This is a genomic window from Bradyrhizobium sp. Ash2021, assembly GCF_031202265.1.
Classification (GTDB): Bacteria; Pseudomonadota; Alphaproteobacteria; order Rhizobiales; family Xanthobacteraceae; genus Bradyrhizobium.
In genome coordinates this window covers 4,452,810-4,470,509 of record NZ_CP100604.1, presented here as the reverse complement: position 1 = coordinate 4,470,509, position 17,700 = coordinate 4,452,810, and the positions used below count along the sequence as shown (strand labels likewise).

Genomic DNA, 17,700 nt, shown 5'->3' with positions numbered 1-17,700 from the left:
CAAATCGGACCGCTGAGGCCTCAATATGACAGAACGAAGATTCTTTATCGCAGTGCAGCAGGATTAACCCCAAAGTTTCACCGCCGATCGGCGCGGTGACGAACCCCAAATGAAGTTATAGTGTCCCGTCATGAGCGATGTTAGCACCGAAACCCAGTCCGCGAAAACCTTCAACGCCGAAGCATTCGCGATGAACATTGCGCGGGCGATGGAAAGCAGCGGCCAGGCCCTGGCGGCCTATCTCAAGCCGCGCGAGACCGGCGAGATCAAGGACAAGCCGCCGAACGAACTTGGCGAGGTGATCAAGACGCTCAGCGTGGTCGCCGAATATTGGCTCTCGGACAAGGAGCGCGCGGAGGATCTGCAAACCAGGATGGGCAAGGCCTATCTCGATCTGTTCGGCTGTGCGATGCGCCGCATGGCCGGCGAGCAGCAGCCAAAACCCGCGATCGAGCCGTCACCGCGCGACAAGCGCTTCAAGGACCCGGAGTGGAAATCGAACCAGTTCTTCGATTTCGTCATGCAGCTCTATCTGCTGACCACGCAATGGGCGCACGAACTGGTGCGCAACGCCGAGGGGATCGACCCGCACACCCGCAAGAAGGCCGAGTTCTACGTCCAGCAGATCACCAACGCGATCTCGCCGTCGAATTTCGTCCTCACCAATCCGGAAGTGCTGCGCGAGACGCTGGCGTCGAACGGCGACAATCTGGTTCGCGGCATGAAGATGCTGGCGGAAGACATCGAGGCCGGCCGCGGCAGCTTGCGCATCCGCCAGTCCGACCCTTCCAACCTCGTGGTCGGCGTCAACATGGCGACGACGCCCGGCAAGGTGATCTTCCAGAACGAGCTGATGCAGCTGATCCAGTACACGCCGACCACGGAGACCGTGCTGCGCACGCCGCTCCTGATCGTGCCGCCCTGGATCAACAAATTCTACATCCTCGATCTCAAGCCGGAGAAATCCTACATCAAGTGGTGCGTCGATCAGGGCATCACCGTGTTCGTGATCTCCTGGGTCAATCCGGACAAGGAACTCGGCAAGAAGACGTTTGACGACTACATGAAGGAAGGCCCGCTCACGGCGATGGACGTGATCGAAAAGGTGACGGGCGAAATGAAGGTCCACACCGCCGGCTATTGCGTCGGCGGCACGCTGCTCGCCTCGACGCTGGCGTGGCTTGCCGAAAAGCGCCGCGTGCGGGTGACCTCGGCGACGTTCTTTGCGGCACAGGTCGATTTCACCCATGCCGGCGATTTGCTGGTGTTCGTCGACGAAGACCAGATCTCGGCGCTCGAGCGCGACATGGAAGCCGCCGGCGTGCTGGAAGGCAGCAAGATGGCGATGGCCTTCAACATGCTGCGCTCGAACGATCTGATCTGGTCCTATGTCGTCAGCAACTACCTGAAGGGCCAGCCGCCCACCTCGTTCGACCTGCTGCACTGGAATTCCGACGCGACGCGGATGCCGGCGGCGAACCATTCCTATTATCTGCGCAACTGCTATCTGGAGAACCGGCTCTCGGCCGGCAGCATGGTGCTGGACAACACGCTGCTCGATCTGTCGAAGGTCAGGGTGCCCGTCTACAATCTGGCGACCCGCGAAGATCACATCGCGCCTGCGGATTCGGTGCTCTACGGATCGCAATTCTTCGGCGGCCCGGTGAAATATGTATTGTCCGGGTCGGGCCATATCGCCGGCGTCGTCAACCCGCCAGCGTCGGGCAAGTACCAGTACTGGACCAACGACAACATCAGGGATGTGACGCTCACCGACTGGCTCAAGAATGCGACCGAGCACAAGGGATCGTGGTGGCCCGACTGGCGCCAATGGCTGGAAAGCATCGACCCCGAGATGGTCCCGGCGCGCGTGGTCGGCGAGGTGCTGCCTGCGATCGAGGACGCGCCCGGCAGCTATGTGCGGGTCCGCGCGTAGCGCAGGCCGCCGCGCTTGGGTATAACCAGCCATCCCGCCGGGACGGGATTCGAAATCAATCGAGGGGGAAACCAATGACGCGCGAATTGTTCTGGCTGACGCTGACGGTGATTTTCACCGGAATCCTGTGGATCCCCTACATCCTGAACCGCTGCCAGGTTCGCGGCCTCATGGGCACCATGGCCAACCCGTCGCGTAACGACAAACCGCATGCCGAATGGGCCACGCGGCTGATGTTCGCGCATGACAACGCGGTCGAGAACCTCGTCATCTTCGCGCCACTGGTCCTGATCCTTGCCGAGATCGACTATTCGACGAAATGGACCGTGCTCGCCTGCGCGGTTTATTTCTGGGCCCGCGTCGCGCACCTGATCGTCTATACGCTCGGCCTGCCGGTGTTCCGCACGCTGGCCTTCACCGTCGGCTTCCTCGCCCAGGCGGTGCTGGCGCTGGCGATTTTCAAGATCGTTTGAGCCGATCCCGGCCTCTCCCGCATGGGTAGAGGCTGGCGGTTACGGCCGCCGGTGATCCCGGATCAATTGCTGCGGAGCGCCGCAGCGATCTGCGCAGCAACGTCGACGTCATCGAGATATCCGCCAATGCCGTGCCGGTTATCGGTGTGGTTATTCACATACGGATAGTTCTTGATCGGCGGCGTGATGGCGAAATTGGCGGCGTCAAGCGGATAGAGCGCCACCACGTCGTGGGGATCGAATGCGTTGTACCAGTCCGCGGCGCCACCGGGCATCACAAGCGGCGTTGCCAGCCGGCGGCTGATGGCGCGGATTCCCAGCGGCGATCCGACCGTCACGTAACGCGGCACCATATTGCCGGCATGCGCGCGCAGCACCTCATAGGCGACCACCGAGCCGAGGGAATGACCGACCACCACGGTCGGCTCGCCGGTCAGCTTTTCAGCGACGATCGCGTTGATGGCGCGACGCACCGGCCGGTCGTTGACATAGATGAACACGTCCCTGAGCAGCTTGCCGATGCCATAGTTGGCAACGCCGGTGGCGCGGCGGTCGACGACCCTGATGATGGCCTGCACCCAGGCCCAGTTCTCCGGACCCCGCTCCTGCGGACCCCGCTCCATTTCACCATCCAGTTCCTGATCGGTGACGATACCGTCCTCGCTGGCCTGGACGGCCACCTCCTGCAGAAACTCGGCATATCCGTCGTCGGCGGCGCCGCCGCGCGTGGCAACGCTGTCCGCCTCCGGAAGATCGCGACGGCGCAGCAATTCGTCGAGCATGTCCCCGTAGAACGGAACGTCGATCTTGATGTCGGCCGGCTCCGTCACCCCCGCGACGGTGAATCCGCGGCGTAGCGCCGTCATCCATTCGTCCTGAATGATCTCCGGCGACTTGCCTTCCTGTGCGCGGCCATGAACGAGGAGCAGTCTCATCGGACATCGCCTTTCGCGATGGCGTCCCGTAATAGCTTTACGCCCTCGGGTGCGAAGGTCGTCCACAACGCAGGCAGCAGCCAATCGCGCGCCGCAAGCACCACCTCGGACAGCCGCGCATCGCGCACCGCGACGAATGACCAGCCCTGGCGCAGCATCGGGCAAAACGGCAGGATGGTCTGCGGTCCCGTCTCATGCGGGCTTACCCCGCGTTCCGACAGCATGGCCACGTCGAACAATTCGGTTTTCAAATCGTCGCGCATGTATTGCCGCACCGATTTCACCTCCTGATCGAGGCCGGTGCTGGCGTAGGCGTAGGCCGCATACAGGCCGAGCGTGGGATCGAAGGCCTTGAGATCACGAATCTTGTCGGCGAACGATTCCGCTTGGTCTCGCGAAATCCGGAATACGCCGAGTCCGGCGGCTGCGGCCACCGCCGCGCGAAATCCCTCTATTTGTTCACGTACATACTTATACCCCTCCCAGCGCTTGCTGTTCGTTGCCGGGACGTAATTCACGTTGGTCACGACACCCTTGTCAACGAAGATATGACCGATGTAGCCGCGCAGCCCCGGCAATACGGCCCCGTTGCCATTGTCGAATTCAATCAGAACGCTGGCGGAAGCTGCGGAGACGTCCATCGGCCAAAGCCGTACGAATTCCTGATCGAGCGTTTCGGCTCGAAAATTCGGGCAGTTGGCACCTCGGACCCTGGCGCCCGTCACCGAAAATCCGGTCTGCGTCTCGAATTTTTCCACCGGCACGTCGGCGGAGAACAAGTTGATTGCCTCCGCAAGACCCAGGTTCGGAGCAATTCCCTGTGCCGCGGCAGCTGCGGCTTGCGCAGTACCTTGTACCTCGCTCGCCAGATTGATCGCCCGCTGCGCCACGGCCGCGACCGACGGTCCGGACCGCCTGCGGCGAGGACCTGATGGCCCCCGTCGGGTGCTGGGGAGAGTGTCGGTACCACCGAGATCGCCCGGCCAGGCGAATTTAATATCGGGGCCTTCTGGCGCGCGCTCCACGCGCCCGACATAGGCCTGCACGGATTCGAGGATGAACTCCGGCAATTGTCCGGCCTTCGGCATTTCGGTGAACGCCGCATCCTCGACGAGTTCGCGAAGCAGGTCCTTCAGCTTGCGGTTGGTTACCACCTCGATCGACTGACCGTTTTCCGACACCCGCTCGATGAGAGCGGCCGGCGGGTCGCGAAAACTTCGCATGAACTCCCGCGTGAATATGCCTTCACGGCGCGCCTTGTCGTCCGCCAGCGCTGCCTCGACGGCGACCAGCGAAGGCAGCGTTGCGAAGACGCGATCGATCTCCGGCCTCGTATTCCGGTCGAGCTGCTTGATCGGAAAAATCGACCCGCCGTCGACGCGACTGCTCTGCATTCCCGCAGGAATCGATCGGCAGGCATCCGAGATGAAGACCACGCTCTGGAGCCCACTTTCGCGCGCGGCCATCACCGAGACCTCCACCGAGATGGCCTCGTTCGGGTTGTTGGGCGCGCCTGAAAGCAGCCAGATCTCGGAGCCGCCGTTTTGCAGGCCGTGACCGGCGAAATAGAGCACGATTTGCGAGTAGGTCCGCGCGTCGACGGCGCGCTCGACTTCATCAAAAACACTTGCGAACGTTACCGGCGCAACGTCGTCCGTGAAGGGTTTGACTTCAAAGCCCTGCTTTTCGATCCAGGCCGCAAATTTGTTCGCGTCCTCCACCGCGCCCAGCAGCGGCGCCGGTGCTTTCGGCTTGTTCACGCCGATCACGATCGCCAGGCGAGACATGTTCTTCCCCCGGTTCGACGCCCCAGATTGCCACGGCGAAATCGATCATTCAACTAAAGGTTGGGAAGCCGGATCAGTCACGACGCCGTCCGGTTTCACCGAAAACCGCGCGATCCGCGCCAGTCCGGAGCCCCCGGCAGCCGGCCTCGCGCTGGTCGGGCTGGCGATCTTCAGGCTTCCCCGGATCAAGCCGCGATTTTGCGAACGACGAGATGCAGCATGTTGGCGGGCGACGCGTCGAAACTCTGGATCACGCTGGTATCCGATGTCAGCGGATCCCACGCCCCCGCAGCAGCGTAGGTCGCCTGCAGCCACCCCCGTGAGGGATAATTGTAGTAACGGCCGAGATTGTCGCGGCCGTCGCCCTCACCGATCTTGAAACTCGCATAGAACACGCCGGACAGTTTTAGCGCGCGGTGGATCCGGGTCAGAATACCGGCGAATTCGTCTCGCGGCACATGCAAAAGACAGGCGCTGGCCCAGACCCCATCGTAGGTTTCCTGCGCGTCGAGTTCATGGAACAGCATCGCCTCAACCGGATGGCCGAGACGGCGCGCGGCGATCTCGGCCATTTCGGGGGAGCCGTCGGTGGCGCGGACGTTGAAGCCTGCCTCCAGCATGACCGCCGAATGATTGCCGGCGCCACAACCGAGTTCGAGGACCGAAGCGCCCAGCGGCAACAAGGCCAGAAAACCCCGCAGCCGCGTCGATGGCGCCTTCGCCCAGTCCGCATAGGACTGGGCATTGCTGCGGTAGAATTGCAGGGTTTTCTCGTCCACGCCGCTAGCTCTCGGCAAGGCCCAGCATCAGCCGCATGTTTTGCACCGCAGCCCCCGAGGCGCCCTTGCCGAGATTGTCGAGCCGCGCCACCAGAACCGCCTGGCGGTGTTTGTCGCTGGCAAAGACGTACAACTCGAGCTTGTTGGTTTCGTTGAGCCCCTCGGGCTCGAGCTTGCCGCTCCGGGAAGCCGCGTTTTCGAACGGCATCACCGAGACGTAGGTGCTCCCGGCGTAACGCTTGGCCAGCACGGCGTGCAGGTCAGCCCCGCCGGGTTTGCCCGGAAGCATGTCGAGTTGCAACGGCACGGAGACCAGCATGCCCTGCCGGTAATTCCCGACCGAGGGCACGAAGATCGGCCGCCGCGTCAGCTTCGAGTAAAGCTGCATCTCCGGCAGATGCTTGTGCTCGAAACCGAGGCCATACAATTCGAACGCCGGCGCGGAGCCGTCTTCGAAACTGGCGATCATCGACTTGCCGCCGCCGGAATAGCCGCTGACCGCATTGACGGTGACGGGATAATCCGCGGGCAGGACAGCGGCATCGACCAGCGGCCGGAGCAATGCAATCGCGCCGGTCGGATAGCAGCCGGGATTGGAGACTTTCCGTGCGGCCCTGATCTTGTCGGCCTGGTCGGGCGTCAATTCCGGAAAGCCGTAGGTCCAGTCGGGGGCGACGCGAAACGCCGTTGACGCGTCGAGCACCTTGGGAGCCGCAGCGCCCATGCTGTCGATCAACGCAACGGTCTCCCGCGCAGCATCGTCCGGCAGGCAGAGGATGACGAGATCCACCTCCCCCATCAGCGCCCGCTTGGCGGCTGCGTCCTTGCGGTTCTCCTCGGCAATGCTTTTCACCACGACGTCGTTCTGCTGGTGCAGGCGCTCCTGAATGCCGAGGCCCGTCGTACCCGATGCGCCATCGACAAAGACGGATGGTTTGGTGGTGTCGCCGACGGACCGCGGCTGATGGGTATCGGTTAGGGTCATGGCACGCTCCTTTCGAGCTTGTTCGTTTCGTCCGCAACGGCCGCTTCGTCCGCAAAGGCTTGCGGCCGCGCTTCTCGCATCAGCTGCGCAATCTGGTGCGCGCCCGCGTCGGTTTGCAAGGCAAGGGCCCCCGCAATCGCCGCATAGTCGGTCTCGGATTTGTGCTGGTTCAGCTTGAAGCTGCCTTCAACCTCTTCAACCGTCATCACCAGTCCCACGATCGCCTTCTTCAGCGCATCCAGCCGCCCCGCCGTCATCTTCGACGAGGTCCAGGGCTGCTTCGGCACCAGCCAATTCTCGAATTTGGCGCTGAGCGTATCGACCTGCACAGCGAGTTCGTCGTCGGACAATTTTCGTACCGTCCCGGTCAGATGCACGGCCTGATACAGCCAGGTCGGGACCTGATCTGGCGAGACGTACCAGTCGGGCGATACATAGGCATCCGCGCCGTTGACGGCCAGCAACCAGGACGAGGCCCCGTCCGCCAGACTTGCCAGCGGATTGTGACGGGCAAGATGAAACAACGCGAGCGGCGTACCGTCGTTGGCGGCCGTCAGATAAAACGGCAGCGAGGATGCAATCGGCTTCTTGCCGTCCCACGCGCAGACATTGCCGAAACCGCGCGCTTGCGCAAACGCCAGGCTTGCGGCGCGATCGGATTTGAACCGAGGTGGCGTATACATTTCAAACTCCTGCTTGACGTAGGAGCCGCCAGATCAAACCGCGTTTTTTGAAAGGGAACAGCCGCGGAGAGGATCCGGCGGCAGGGGTGACAATCTTAAACGCAGACGACCGCCCATACCGCAGAGGTGCGGCGGCGGCGCGCAAACAGAATGGTCGCGGCGTTGGTCATGGCGCGGCTATAAGGCCGCGCCATCCCGGCGTCAAGATCAAAGCTTGACATCCCCGGAACTATCGGGATATCCCTGTAATTGAAGTCGGGATATCCCGATAATTGGAGCGGTCATGTCGCCCATCATCGAAGGCGGCCGATGTAATTGCGTGGCCTTGCGCAAGGCGTCGCGCCGGCTGTCGCAATTTTACGATCTGGCGCTCGCGCCCTCGGGCCTGAAATCCACCCAGTATGCGATGCTGGTCGAGATCGAACGGCGAAGCGGCGAGCAGCCGACCATCCGGGACCTCGCGGATGCCCTTGCGATGGACCAATCCACCCTCGGCCAGAATTTGCGGCCACTCGAACGCGACGGCCTGATTTCGCTGGAGCAGGACGCCGGCGATCGCCGGCGCCGGCACGTCAAGCTCACGCGAAAAGGCCGATCGCGCTTTGTGGCCGCGCAACCGCTGTGGGGAGAAGCCCAGGCGCGTTTTGAGCACACCTTTGGGCCGCAAAAGGCTGCAGATCTGCGCGCCGTGCTGTCGGAGATCGCCAGCGAAGTGAATGTGATGGCGACCGGGACGCTCTCACCCGGCCCGTGAGTACGAAATTCGACGCCAATTCATTCCGCGCGCCAATCCCCGGAAAAATCCATCCCCCGGCGCGCCCGCCGAGTCACAGCATGAACCAGCACGTTCGTCCGGCGGCGGAAGCCAGGATCGATGCAGCGGCGGCGCCGCCGGCGCCCACCGGCACCGGCCGTTCGACCGCCTCCCCCAATCAGGTTCTGGCGATCGTTTGCGTGGGCATTTGTTTCGCCAACCTCGACCTGTTCATCGTCAATGTCGGCCTGCCGAACATGGCGCACGACTTCAAGGACGCCGCCCTCGAGGACATGTCCTGGATATTGAACGGCTACGCCATCGCCTACGCGGCGCTGCTGGTGTTTTTCGGGCGCCTTGCCGAACGTCACCGCCGCAATTCCAGCTTCCTGCTCGGCGTCGGGCTCTTTACCGCCGCATCGGCCGCCTGTTCCGCGGCCAACAGCGTCGAAGCCCTGATCGCCTTTCGCGTGCTGCAGGCGGCGGGCGCCGCGCTGATGACGCCGACGTCGCTCGGCCTGCTGCTCGCGGTATTTCCGCCCGATCAGCGCGGCGGCGCGGTACGCACCTGGACCGCGATCGGCGGGCTGGCCGCAGCACTCGGCCCGGTCATCGGCGGCGTGCTGGTCACGGTCAGCTGGCGCTGGATCTTCATCGTCAACGTTCCGATCGGGCTGATCGCCATGCTGGTCGGCTGGCGGATGCTGCCGGAAATCCCCGGCCACGACGCACCGCGGCCGAGCCCATGGGCGGCTGCGCTCGTAACCGGCGGCATCGGCGCGCTCACATTTGCGATCGTCAAGGTCAACGACTGGGGATGGAGTTCGCCAGGTATTGTTGCAAGCTTCGTGGCGGCGTTCGTGCTTCTTGCGCTATTCGCCTGGCATTGCCTCCGTTCGCACAATCCGTTTGTGAGTCCCGCGCTGTTCCACAACCGGCAATTCACGGGGGCGGCGCTGGTCATGGCGCCCTATTCCGCCGCGTTCGGGGCGATGCTTCTGTCGATCGCCCTGTGGGAGCAAACGGCCTGGGGATGGTCGGCGCTCAAGACCGGGCTTGCGATCGCGCCCGGACCGCTGCTGGTCCCGATCACCTCGCTGCTGTTCGCGGGCAGGCTGATCAAGCGGTTCGGCCCGGCGCCGGTGATCACCGCGGGCATCGTCTTCTTCGCAGCGGGATTGATCTGCTGGGCCAGCGCGATCCGGCTCGAACCGAATGCGGTTTTTGTCGTGCTCGGCATGATTCCGACCGGTATCGGTGTCGGACTGACGTTTCCGACACTGATGGGCGTAAGCGCCGCGGCGCTGCCTCCGTCTTCTTTCGCGACGGGGTCCGGCGTGATCAACATGATCCGTCAGGCGGCGCTTGCGGTGGGGGTCGCGATCTTCGTCGCCATTATCGGTTCGCCGGCATCGCCGGCGGAGCGGCTCGCAGCATTTCACAGGGGCTGGTGGGTGATGGCCGCGATCACCGCGCTCGGGTTGATCCCGACCTTTGCGCTGATCCGGCCCGCCAGGAAGTGAGTTCCGGGAGGCATAGCGCGCGGCCGAACCCATGGTCGGCTGCGCGCTATTGGGGCGTCTAACTCAGATCGTCGGATTCCACGGCGCCGGGACCACCCGGTAGCCGCCGCCGTCCTTTTCGACATTGCCAAGGCCCGGGAATGGATAGTGGAAGCCCTGCACCTGCAGCTTCTCCGCCACTACCATGTCGTAGACCCGGCGGCGGGTTTTCTCGGCCACATCGCCGTCCTGGTCGAAGAAGGCGTGCCAACCCGGATTGGTCGCGAACGGGTTCGGGTTGTTGGTGACGTCAGACTGGATGAAGACCTTGCCGGAACCCGACGACAGCACATAGGAGGTGTGGCCGGGCGTGTGACCGACGGTCTCGACCGCCAGCAGGCCGGGCGCGACTTCCTTGCCCCACTCATAGGGCGTAACCTTCTTCTTCAGACCCGCCTCGAAGATATTGCGATTGTTCTTGAACAGGCCCTGCATGCGTCCGGCGGGCGCGCGGCTCATCTCGCCGTCGTCCATCCAGAACTTCCACTCGGTCGCGGGCACCAGCACTTCGGCATTCGGGAATGCGGGCGCGCCGTCGGCGGTCAGCAAACCGTTCACGTGGTCACCGTGGAAGTGCGAGATCACCACCAGATCGACCGCCTTGGGATCGAAACCCGCGGCAACGAAATTGTCGGCGAACAGGCCGTTGGCGCCCTTGCTGTTGGCTTTGGATACCGCGCCGTTGCCGGTATCGATCACGACCAGCTTGCCGCCGGTGTTGATGACCAGCGGCGCGAAATGGATCGTCATCATGTCGGGCGGCATGAACGCCTTCACCAGCGCCGCGTTGACTTCGTCCTTCTTCGCGTTGGTGATGAAGGAATCTTCCAGCTTGAAGACGTTCTTGCCGTCGGAGACCACCGTGACCTGGATGTCGCCGACCTTGTAGCGGTAATAGCTCGGCGCCTGCTTGTCCGCGATCGGGGCTGCGGCCTTCGTGGGAGCGGCTGATAACAGGGGCGCAGTGGCGATAGCTGCGGCGCCGGCGAGTGCATGACGTCGAGTCAGTTCCATAGGTATCCTCCCAGTGAGACGATAACGGCGATGCGGGATTCCCGCCCTTTGTTGCGCGGCGGGGTTTTACCAGCGTTTTAACGGTAATTCGATGACGCTGTCTTGGGGGCTAACCCCCGCATCACAGGGTTATTCCAGCCGCGCGGCGCGGCAGATTTTACGCCACGCGCCACAGCCATTCGGCGATCTGCGCGATCACGTCGCCAAACAGCAACAGCGCCGCCGACCAGACCAGCGCCGAGACGAAATTGGCGACCTGGAACGGCCAATACGACATTTCGAAAATGCCGGCAGCGAGCGGCACCGAGGCCCGCAACGGTCCGAAGAACCGCCCGATGAAAATGGAGGGCACGCCCCAGTTTTTCACAAACGCCTCGCCGCGCGGCAGGATCTCCGGGTAGCGCGACAGCGGCCACATCTGCGCGACGTGTTCCTTGTACCTGTAACCGAACCAGTAGGAGACCCAGTCGCCGAGGGCTGCGCCGATGCCGCCGGCGATCCAGACCGGCCAGAAGCTGATGCCACTGACGCCGATCAGGGCGCCGATTGCGACCAGCGCGCCCCAGGCCGGAATCAGCAGCGATATGAATGCGAGCGACTCGCCAAATGCCAGCACCAGCACGATTGGCGCGGCCCAAACCTGGTGGTTGCGCACGAAATCAGCCAGAGCGTGCGCGAAATCTTCCATCGTATCAAAGCCTTCCCGCCCCGTTGATGGCTTGAACCTTTCTGCGGGTTCCGAGCCTAACCACAGGTAAGCCAGCCCGTTGCGTGACTTCAAGTCACAAAGGCGGGCACGGGGCGTGATATCAGTCGGCTTTCCCACCCGCCCGGCGTGCAACTCTCCAAACAGGACAAGGAATTATCGGATGATCGGATCGTTGATGATGTGCGTGAGCGTCGTGGTTTTACTGGTCGGAATGCTCGCCGGCATCGCCATGGGCATCCAGCAAAACTTCACCCTGGCGCCGGCGCACGCGCATCTGAACCTCATCGGCGGCGTACTTTTGTTCCTGTTTGGGCTGTATTACCGCCTGATTCCAGCGGCCGGGACGACCATGCTGGCCAAGGTGCAGGGTTGGCTGCATATCTCAGGCGCAATTCTGTTCCCTGCAGGCGTCGCCCTGGTGCTGCTCAAGGGGCCTTCGGCTGAGGCCGCGCCAATCCTGGGATCGCTGATAGTGGTCGCGGCGATGACATTGTTCGGGGTCATTGTGTTCCGGACCTCGCAGGCCTAAGGCCGGCTCCCTATTTGAAGCGGCCGGGCCCGGCGCTGGTCGCCGCAGCCCGGCCGTCACCTTTTCAACCCATCCGTGGCATAGTCAGAGCAATCGATTCGCTGCGCCAGCCGCGCGCAATACATGAAGAACCATGTCCAAACCATTGAAGTCCGCTGCAAAAAATAAATCAGGCAACGATCTGTTCGGGGCGCCCGAACCCAAGGGACGCGCCCCGCTCAAGGTCGCGGCCCGCTCGGGCAGCGCCGAGGCCGGCTACACCGCAGCCGACATCGAGGTGCTCGAAGGGCTCGAGCCAGTGCGCCGCCGACCCGGCATGTATATCGGCGGCACCGACGAAAAGGCGCTGCATCACCTGTTCGCCGAAGTCATCGACAATTCCATGGACGAGGCGCTGGCGGGCCACGCCACCTTCATCGAGGTGGAACTCGGCGCCGACGGGTTCCTGACCGTCAGCGACAACGGCCGCGGCATCCCGGTCGATCCGCACCCGAAATTCCCGAAGAAGTCCGCGCTCGAAGTGATCATGTGCACGCTGCATTCCGGCGGCAAATTCGACTCCAAGGTCTACGAGACCTCGGGCGGTTTGCACGGCGTCGGCGTCTCCGTCGTCAACGCCCTCTCCTCACGGCTCGAGGTCGAGGTGGCGCGCAGCCAAAAACTCTACCGGATGAGTTTCGAGCGCGGCCAGCCCAAGGGCAAGATCGAAGACCTCGGCAAGATCAACAACCGCCGCGGCACCCGTATCCGTTTCAAGCCCGATACCGAGATTTTCGGCGCCAAGGCGGCATTCAAGCCGCAGCGCCTGTTCAAGATGGCGCGCTCGAAAGCCTATCTGTTCGGCGGGGTCGAAATCCGCTGGCGCTGCGACCCCGAGCTTTTGAAGGGCATCGAGGACGTTCCGGCCGAAGACACCTTTCATTTCGCGGGCGGCCTGAAAGACTATCTCGCCGCCGCGGTTCATGCCGATACGCTGGTGCATCCCGATATCTTCTCCGGCAAATCCGGCCGCAACGGCGCCCACGGCGCCTGCGAATGGGCGGTGGCGTGGACGGCGGATGCCGACGGCTTCCTCTCCTCCTACTGCAACACGGTGCCGACGCCGGACGGCGGCACCCATGAATCCGGCATGCGCAGCGCCATGCTGCGCGGCCTGAAAGATCATGCCGAGCGCATCGGCCAGGGCAAGCGCGCCGCCTCCGTCACCTCCGAAGACGTGATGGTCGGGGCTGCCGTGATGCTCAGCGTGTTCGTGCGCGAGCCTGAATTCCAGGGCCAGACCAAGGATCGGCTCGCCACCGCCGAAGCCCAGCGCATCGTCGAGCAGGCGATCAAGGATCCGTTCGACCACTGGCTGTCGGGCAATCCGCTGCAGGCCAACAAGCTCCTGGATTTCGTCATCGAGCGCGCCGACGATCGGCTGCGCCGCCGCGCCGAGAAAGAGATTTCGCGCAAGACCGCGGTGAAGAAACTGCGGCTGCCCGGGAAGCTTACCGATTGCACCAACAGCGCGCAGGAGGGCTCCGAGCTCTTCATCGTCGAGGGGGACTCGGCCGGAGGCACCGCCAAGCACGCGCGCAACCGCCAGACCCAGGCGATCCTCCCCTTGCGCGGAAAAATCCTCAATGTCGCTTCGGCCGGCAAGGACAAGCTGACAGCGAACGTCCAGCTCGCTGACCTGATGCAGGCAATCGGCTGCGGTACTGGCGCGCATTACCGCGAAGAGGATCTGCGCTACTCGCGCATCATCATCATGACCGACGCGGACGTCGACGGCGCCCACATTGCGTCGCTTCTTATCACCTTCTTTTACCGCCAGACGCCGCGGCTCATCGACGAAGGACATCTCTATCTCGCGGTGCCGCCGCTCTACAAGCTGACCCATGGCAGCAAGACGGTATACGCGCGCGACGAAGTCCACAGGGATCAGCTTCTCAAGAGCGAATTCAACGCCAACGCCAAGGTCGACGTCAGCCGTTTCAAGGGCCTCGGCGAAATGATGTCGGCGCAGCTCAAGGAAACCACGATGGATCCCGCCAGGCGCACGCTGCTGCGCGTCGTGCTGCTGGCCGACGACCGCGAAGGCACCGCCGATTCCGTCGAGCGGCTGATGGGCACCAAGGCCGAAGCGCGGTTCGCCTTCATCTCGGACAAGGCCGAGTTCGCCAGCGACGATTTGCTGGACGTCTAGCCCTGCAAAATCGGGGGTTCGCGGGTGTTTTGGAGGAATTTCAAGCCAAAAGCCCGCTCAAGGCCCGAGTCTGCCCGATTTTCGGACTTTGCCGCCGGTTCGTTTTCGGACGGGTGTGTTCCTCCCGCAACAGCTTTTTGAGCGGAAGCACGTATAGTCGCCGTACTGAATTTGGGAATCGGTGCAGGCGCACTTCTCGAGCGGTCCTAGTCGACAGGTCAATATTGAGGATTTGAAAATGAAGAAATTGGTGCTGGCTCTGACCGCTCTCGCGGCATTCACCGGATCGGCCTCGGCGGCCGACCTCGCGGCCCGTCCTTACACGAAGGCTCCTCCGCCGGTTGCGCCTGTCTATAACTGGACCGGCTTCTACATCTTCGGCGGTGGCGGCGGTGGATTGTGGGCGGCCGATCAGAATGTTCAAACCAACGTAGGTAGCATTCCGCTCAGCATCGATCACCGTCAGGGTGGCTCTGGCTGGTTCGGAACGGTCGGTCTCGGCTACGACTGGCAGTTCAACGGTCCTTGGGTGTTCGGCTTGTTTGCAGATGGCCAGTTCGGCAGCATCAAGGGCACTCTTGACGACCCGTTCAACCAGGTGATCGCCCCGATAAAGTTGGAGGACTCGTGGGCGGTTGGTGCGCGGGTCGGCTATTTGGTAGCCCCGAATGTTCTGTCCTACGTGAACGGTGGTTACTCCGGTTCTCAATGGTCGCGCACGACGCTGCTCGATGAGTTTAGCGGCGCTCCTGTGGGTGGTCACACCAACAGCTTCACCCGCAACGGTTGGTTCATCGGCGGCGGCGTGGAGAACAGCCTGAACATCTTCGGCATCAGCTCGCCGGGCTGGTTCATGAAGACCGAGTATCGCTCGGCTTTCTATGACAAGAAATCCGTCCCTCTGCTGTTCGACGGCACCAATTTACCTGTCGGTACCAATCTCAGGTTCAACAGCTGGAACCAAACCATCTCGACTTCACTGGTCTATCGCTTCAACTGGGGTGGCGCACCGATCTCGGCGAAGTACTGATCTCTGCCAAATCTCTTAAGCTCAAAAGCCCCGGCATCGTCCGGGGCTTTTTTGTTGCCTTGGCGCGATCCTTTACGTGTTCTTTGGCGAATGACGATATGGCTTGGCTCGGAGGTATCATCCGATCCCTGCTCTTGCGCTGGGCGAGCCGGCGCGCCACTCTGGCTGCCGTTGCGCAATGGCCGCGAGGAATCCCCATGGACAGAGTGTTCTTGATCCTTGGCTTTCTCGCGCTTGCCATCGGCCTGCTCTGGATCGGTCAGGGCACCGGCGCAATTGCCTGGCCGAAATCGAGCTTCATGATCAATCAGCTCCAGTGGGCGGGATATGGCGCGTTGCTCGGTGCCATCGGCCTGATGTTGATCTGGCAAGGCAAGCGCTGATCGGAACCGATGTAGCTAACTCGTCATGGCCGGGCATAGCCGTCTGAAGGACGGCGTCGCTTCCGCTCGCCCATGCCCGGCCATCCACGTGTTAGTTTGCGCGCGATAAGAAAGACGTGGATGCCCGGGACAAGCCTGGACAAGCCCGGGCATGACGAAGAAAAAGGACAGCAACGATGAAGGCGGGACATTTCGATCTCAGCGGCAAGGTGGCGATTGTCACCGGCGGCAATGGCGGCATCGGGCTCGGCATGGCCCGCGGATTGGCGGAAGCTGGTGCGGCGATCGCGATCGTCGGCCGCGATGAAGCGAAGTCGCAAGCGGCGGTCGCCGAGATCGAACGAAGCGGCGCCAGGGCCATTTCCGTGGTCGCCGACGTCACCGACAAGGTTGCAGTCGCCGCCATGGCCGAACGCGTGGCCCGCGAGCTCGGCCGGATTGACATCCTCGTCAACAATGCCGGCATCAACATTCGCAAGCCGCCGCACGCGCTCGACATCGCCGAGTGGAACAGTGTGATTGCGACCAACCTCACCAGCGCCTTCCTGTGCTCGCAGGCGGTCTATCCCGCGATGAAAGCCGCGGGCGGCGGCAAGATCATCAATATCGGTTCGATGATGTCGATCTTCGGCGCCAGCTTCGCGCCGGCTTATGCCGCCAGCAAAGGCGGCATCGTGCAGTTCACGCGCTCCTGCGCCTGCGCCTGGGCCGCCGACAATATCCAGGCCAATGCGGTGCTGCCGGGCTGGATCGATACCGATTTGACAAAGCGTGCCCGCGAGCAGATCAACGGCCTGCACGACCGGGTGCTGGCGCGCACGCCGGCGGCGCGCTGGGGCGGGATCGGAGACTTCGCAGGCATCGCGGTGTTTCTCGCCTCGCCCGCGTCCGATTTCGTCACCGGCACCGCCATCCCCGTCGATGGCGGGTATTCGATCATGGGGTAGAAGCGCGAAAACCACGGCTGCATTTTTGTCGGAGCCCTCGCAACGAAAAAGCCCCGGAGATGCCGGGGCTTTGGTTCGTTGGCGAGAAGCGAAGGCTCAGTACCGTGCGACGACCGGGGCGTTGAACTTGTAGCTCAGACGGACGACCGCGGACTGAATATCGCGGGGTTTTGTATCGAAGGTGTAGGTGCCGGGCGAGGCGCCGGCGAGCTGATAGCTCTTCCTCTCGAACGCGGCATAGTCGTATTCGAGACCGACGATCCAGTTCTGGGTGATGCCGTATTCCCAACCGGCGCCAATGGTCCAGCCATTGTGCCACTGGGTCTGGGATCCGGAACCCGTGACCGGCGGAAGCATGGTCACCGACAAGCGGTTGTTGACGCCGGCATAGCCGCCCTTCACGTAGAACAGATTGTTCGCCACGGCATAGCCGGCGCGGCCGGTAATCGTCGCCATCCAGTCGGTACGCCAGCTGAACCGATCGTCGAGGCCGACGCCGAACACGTTGTTCAGCACGGTACCCTTGTTGTCGAGACCGGAAATCGTGCCCTCGAGACCGAACACGTAGTTGCTGGCCTGCCAGTTGTAGCCCATCTGGCCGCCGCCGAACACGCCGGTGCCGCGTTGGCGAAAACCCTGACCGGGCGAGAGATCACCGAACGGCGTGGTGTTGGCGGTGTTGATCCATTCCTCGTTTGTGGTGGCGCCGCCGATGTGGCCGCCGATATAGAAGCCGCCCCAGTTGTAGATGGAGTCAACGAAGGCCGGAGCCTTAGTGTATGGCCGCATCGCCAGATCCGCCGCCGACGCGGCGCCCGTTCCAAGCGTGGCAGTGAAGGCCGCAGCAGCAATCAGTTTTGAGTGAATCATTTTCTTGCATCCCTTGTTGTCCCTGGGCGCAAGCTTTGAACGAGACAACTTACCAATCCGGAATCGATTTCGCAGGCTGTGTCGAATTGTCGGCTGACGAGGTTGAATCTCTCGCCGCTGTTGCCGTCGCGCA

17 protein-coding genes are annotated in these 17,700 nt (G+C 62.8%); 9 read left to right on the top strand and 8 right to left on the bottom strand.

Annotated elements, in window-relative coordinates:
- Window positions 1-130: 130 nt before the first annotated feature.
- Window positions 131-1,936 carry a class I poly(R)-hydroxyalkanoic acid synthase gene (locus NL528_RS21195; protein WP_309184601.1) on the top strand — a complete coding sequence of 602 codons (1,806 nt, stop codon included), beginning with the start codon at window positions 131-133 and terminating at the stop codon, window positions 1,934-1,936.
- 74 nt (window positions 1,937-2,010) lie between these two features.
- On the top strand, window positions 2,011-2,409 hold the full coding sequence (locus NL528_RS21190; RefSeq protein WP_309184600.1) for an MAPEG family protein: 399 nt from the start codon (window positions 2,011-2,013) through the stop codon (window positions 2,407-2,409).
- Between the two features lie 62 nt (window positions 2,410-2,471).
- On the opposite strand, the gene NL528_RS21185 is transcribed toward NL528_RS21190, so the two are convergent.
- From NL528_RS21185 to NL528_RS21165, 5 genes are all read right to left on the bottom strand, one after another.
- Window positions 2,472-3,344, bottom strand: a complete 873-nt coding sequence (locus NL528_RS21185) for a hypothetical protein (RefSeq protein ID WP_309184599.1) — start codon at window positions 3,342-3,344, stop codon at window positions 2,472-2,474.
- The gene (locus NL528_RS21180; protein ID WP_309184598.1) at window positions 3,341-5,131 is read right to left on the bottom strand and encodes a caspase family protein; all 1,791 of its coding nucleotides are present in this window, start codon (window positions 5,129-5,131) and stop codon (window positions 3,341-3,343) included. Before NL528_RS21180 ends, NL528_RS21185 begins: the two co-directional genes overlap by 4 nt.
- A gap of 185 nt (window positions 5,132-5,316) precedes the next feature.
- Window positions 5,317-5,910: a class I SAM-dependent methyltransferase gene (locus NL528_RS21175; RefSeq protein WP_309184597.1), complete on the bottom strand. Its 594-nt coding sequence runs from the start codon at window positions 5,908-5,910 to the stop codon at window positions 5,317-5,319.
- Window positions 5,911-5,914: 4 nt separating this feature from the next.
- Window positions 5,915-6,895, bottom strand: coding sequence for an N-acetyl-gamma-glutamyl-phosphate reductase (gene argC, locus NL528_RS21170; protein ID WP_309184596.1), 981 nt, complete (start codon window positions 6,893-6,895; stop codon window positions 5,915-5,917).
- On the bottom strand, window positions 6,892-7,578 hold the full coding sequence (locus NL528_RS21165) for an FMN-binding negative transcriptional regulator (RefSeq protein WP_309184595.1): 687 nt from the start codon (window positions 7,576-7,578) through the stop codon (window positions 6,892-6,894). The genes argC and NL528_RS21165 overlap by 4 nt, the downstream gene beginning before the upstream one ends.
- Before the next feature lie 283 nt (window positions 7,579-7,861).
- Between NL528_RS21165 and NL528_RS21160 the strand changes: the two genes are divergently transcribed.
- A complete protein-coding gene (locus tag NL528_RS21160) occupies window positions 7,862-8,332 on the top strand; it encodes a MarR family winged helix-turn-helix transcriptional regulator (protein ID WP_309184594.1) in 471 nt (156 codons plus the stop codon).
- A gap of 80 nt (window positions 8,333-8,412) precedes the next feature.
- Window positions 8,413-9,855, top strand: a complete 1,443-nt coding sequence (locus NL528_RS21155; RefSeq protein ID WP_309184593.1) for an MFS transporter — start codon at window positions 8,413-8,415, stop codon at window positions 9,853-9,855.
- Window positions 9,856-9,918: 63 nt separating this feature from the next.
- Here the strand turns inward: NL528_RS21155 and NL528_RS21150 are convergent, their stop codons facing one another.
- Window positions 9,919-10,908: an MBL fold metallo-hydrolase gene (locus NL528_RS21150; RefSeq protein ID WP_309184592.1), complete on the bottom strand. Its 990-nt coding sequence runs from the start codon at window positions 10,906-10,908 to the stop codon at window positions 9,919-9,921.
- Window positions 10,909-11,065: 157 nt separating this feature from the next.
- Window positions 11,066-11,596: a DedA family protein gene (locus NL528_RS21145; RefSeq protein WP_309184591.1), complete on the bottom strand. Its 531-nt coding sequence runs from the start codon at window positions 11,594-11,596 to the stop codon at window positions 11,066-11,068.
- Between the two features lie 181 nt (window positions 11,597-11,777).
- Between NL528_RS21145 and NL528_RS21140 the strand changes: the two genes are divergently transcribed.
- From NL528_RS21140 to NL528_RS21120, 5 genes are all read left to right on the top strand, one after another.
- Window positions 11,778-12,146, top strand: a complete 369-nt coding sequence (locus tag NL528_RS21140) for a hypothetical protein (RefSeq protein WP_309184589.1) — start codon at window positions 11,778-11,780, stop codon at window positions 12,144-12,146.
- A gap of 133 nt (window positions 12,147-12,279) precedes the next feature.
- Window positions 12,280-14,337: a DNA topoisomerase IV subunit B gene (gene parE / locus NL528_RS21135; RefSeq protein WP_309184588.1), complete on the top strand. Its 2,058-nt coding sequence runs from the start codon at window positions 12,280-12,282 to the stop codon at window positions 14,335-14,337.
- A 238-nt stretch (window positions 14,338-14,575) separates the two neighbouring features.
- Window positions 14,576-15,367 carry an outer membrane beta-barrel protein gene (locus NL528_RS21130; protein WP_309184587.1) on the top strand — a complete coding sequence of 264 codons (792 nt, stop codon included), beginning with the start codon at window positions 14,576-14,578 and terminating at the stop codon, window positions 15,365-15,367.
- A 197-nt stretch (window positions 15,368-15,564) separates the two neighbouring features.
- The gene (locus tag NL528_RS21125; RefSeq protein ID WP_309184586.1) at window positions 15,565-15,750 is read left to right on the top strand and encodes a hypothetical protein; all 186 of its coding nucleotides are present in this window, start codon (window positions 15,565-15,567) and stop codon (window positions 15,748-15,750) included.
- 176 nt (window positions 15,751-15,926) lie between these two features.
- Window positions 15,927-16,697, top strand: coding sequence for an SDR family oxidoreductase (locus NL528_RS21120; protein ID WP_309184585.1), 771 nt, complete (start codon window positions 15,927-15,929; stop codon window positions 16,695-16,697).
- 96 nt (window positions 16,698-16,793) lie between these two features.
- Here NL528_RS21120 and NL528_RS21115 read toward each other — a convergent pair whose 3' ends face one another.
- Window positions 16,794-17,564: an outer membrane beta-barrel protein gene (locus NL528_RS21115; protein ID WP_309185002.1), complete on the bottom strand. Its 771-nt coding sequence runs from the start codon at window positions 17,562-17,564 to the stop codon at window positions 16,794-16,796.
- Window positions 17,565-17,700 lie beyond the last annotated feature (136 nt).

What these genes read in the sequence shown, in the direction of transcription:
- NL528_RS21145 (WP_309184591.1), bottom strand. Translation starts at nt 11,596, where the DNA reads ATGGAAGATTTCGCGCACGCTCTGGCTGATTTCGTGCGCAACCACCAG.
- NL528_RS21120 (WP_309184585.1), top strand. Translation starts at nt 15,927, where the DNA reads ATGAAGGCGGGACATTTCGATCTCAGCGGCAAGGTGGCGATTGTCACC.
- NL528_RS21180 (WP_309184598.1), bottom strand. Translation starts at nt 5,131, where the DNA reads ATGTCTCGCCTGGCGATCGTGATCGGCGTGAACAAGCCGAAAGCACCG.
- NL528_RS21140 (WP_309184589.1), top strand. Translation starts at nt 11,778, where the DNA reads ATGATCGGATCGTTGATGATGTGCGTGAGCGTCGTGGTTTTACTGGTC.
- NL528_RS21155 (WP_309184593.1), top strand. Translation starts at nt 8,413, where the DNA reads ATGAACCAGCACGTTCGTCCGGCGGCGGAAGCCAGGATCGATGCAGCG.
- argC (WP_309184596.1), bottom strand. Translation starts at nt 6,895, where the DNA reads ATGACCCTAACCGATACCCATCAGCCGCGGTCCGTCGGCGACACCACC.
- NL528_RS21125 (WP_309184586.1), top strand. Translation starts at nt 15,565, where the DNA reads ATGGACAGAGTGTTCTTGATCCTTGGCTTTCTCGCGCTTGCCATCGGC.
- NL528_RS21195 (WP_309184601.1), top strand. Translation starts at nt 131, where the DNA reads ATGAGCGATGTTAGCACCGAAACCCAGTCCGCGAAAACCTTCAACGCC.
- NL528_RS21190 (WP_309184600.1), top strand. Translation starts at nt 2,011, where the DNA reads ATGACGCGCGAATTGTTCTGGCTGACGCTGACGGTGATTTTCACCGGA.
- NL528_RS21165 (WP_309184595.1), bottom strand. Translation starts at nt 7,578, where the DNA reads ATGTATACGCCACCTCGGTTCAAATCCGATCGCGCCGCAAGCCTGGCG.
- NL528_RS21130 (WP_309184587.1), top strand. Translation starts at nt 14,576, where the DNA reads ATGAAGAAATTGGTGCTGGCTCTGACCGCTCTCGCGGCATTCACCGGA.
- parE (WP_309184588.1), top strand. Translation starts at nt 12,280, where the DNA reads ATGTCCAAACCATTGAAGTCCGCTGCAAAAAATAAATCAGGCAACGAT.
- NL528_RS21160 (WP_309184594.1), top strand. Translation starts at nt 7,862, where the DNA reads ATGTCGCCCATCATCGAAGGCGGCCGATGTAATTGCGTGGCCTTGCGC.
- NL528_RS21150 (WP_309184592.1), bottom strand. Translation starts at nt 10,908, where the DNA reads ATGGAACTGACTCGACGTCATGCACTCGCCGGCGCCGCAGCTATCGCC.
- NL528_RS21185 (WP_309184599.1), bottom strand. Translation starts at nt 3,344, where the DNA reads ATGAGACTGCTCCTCGTTCATGGCCGCGCACAGGAAGGCAAGTCGCCG.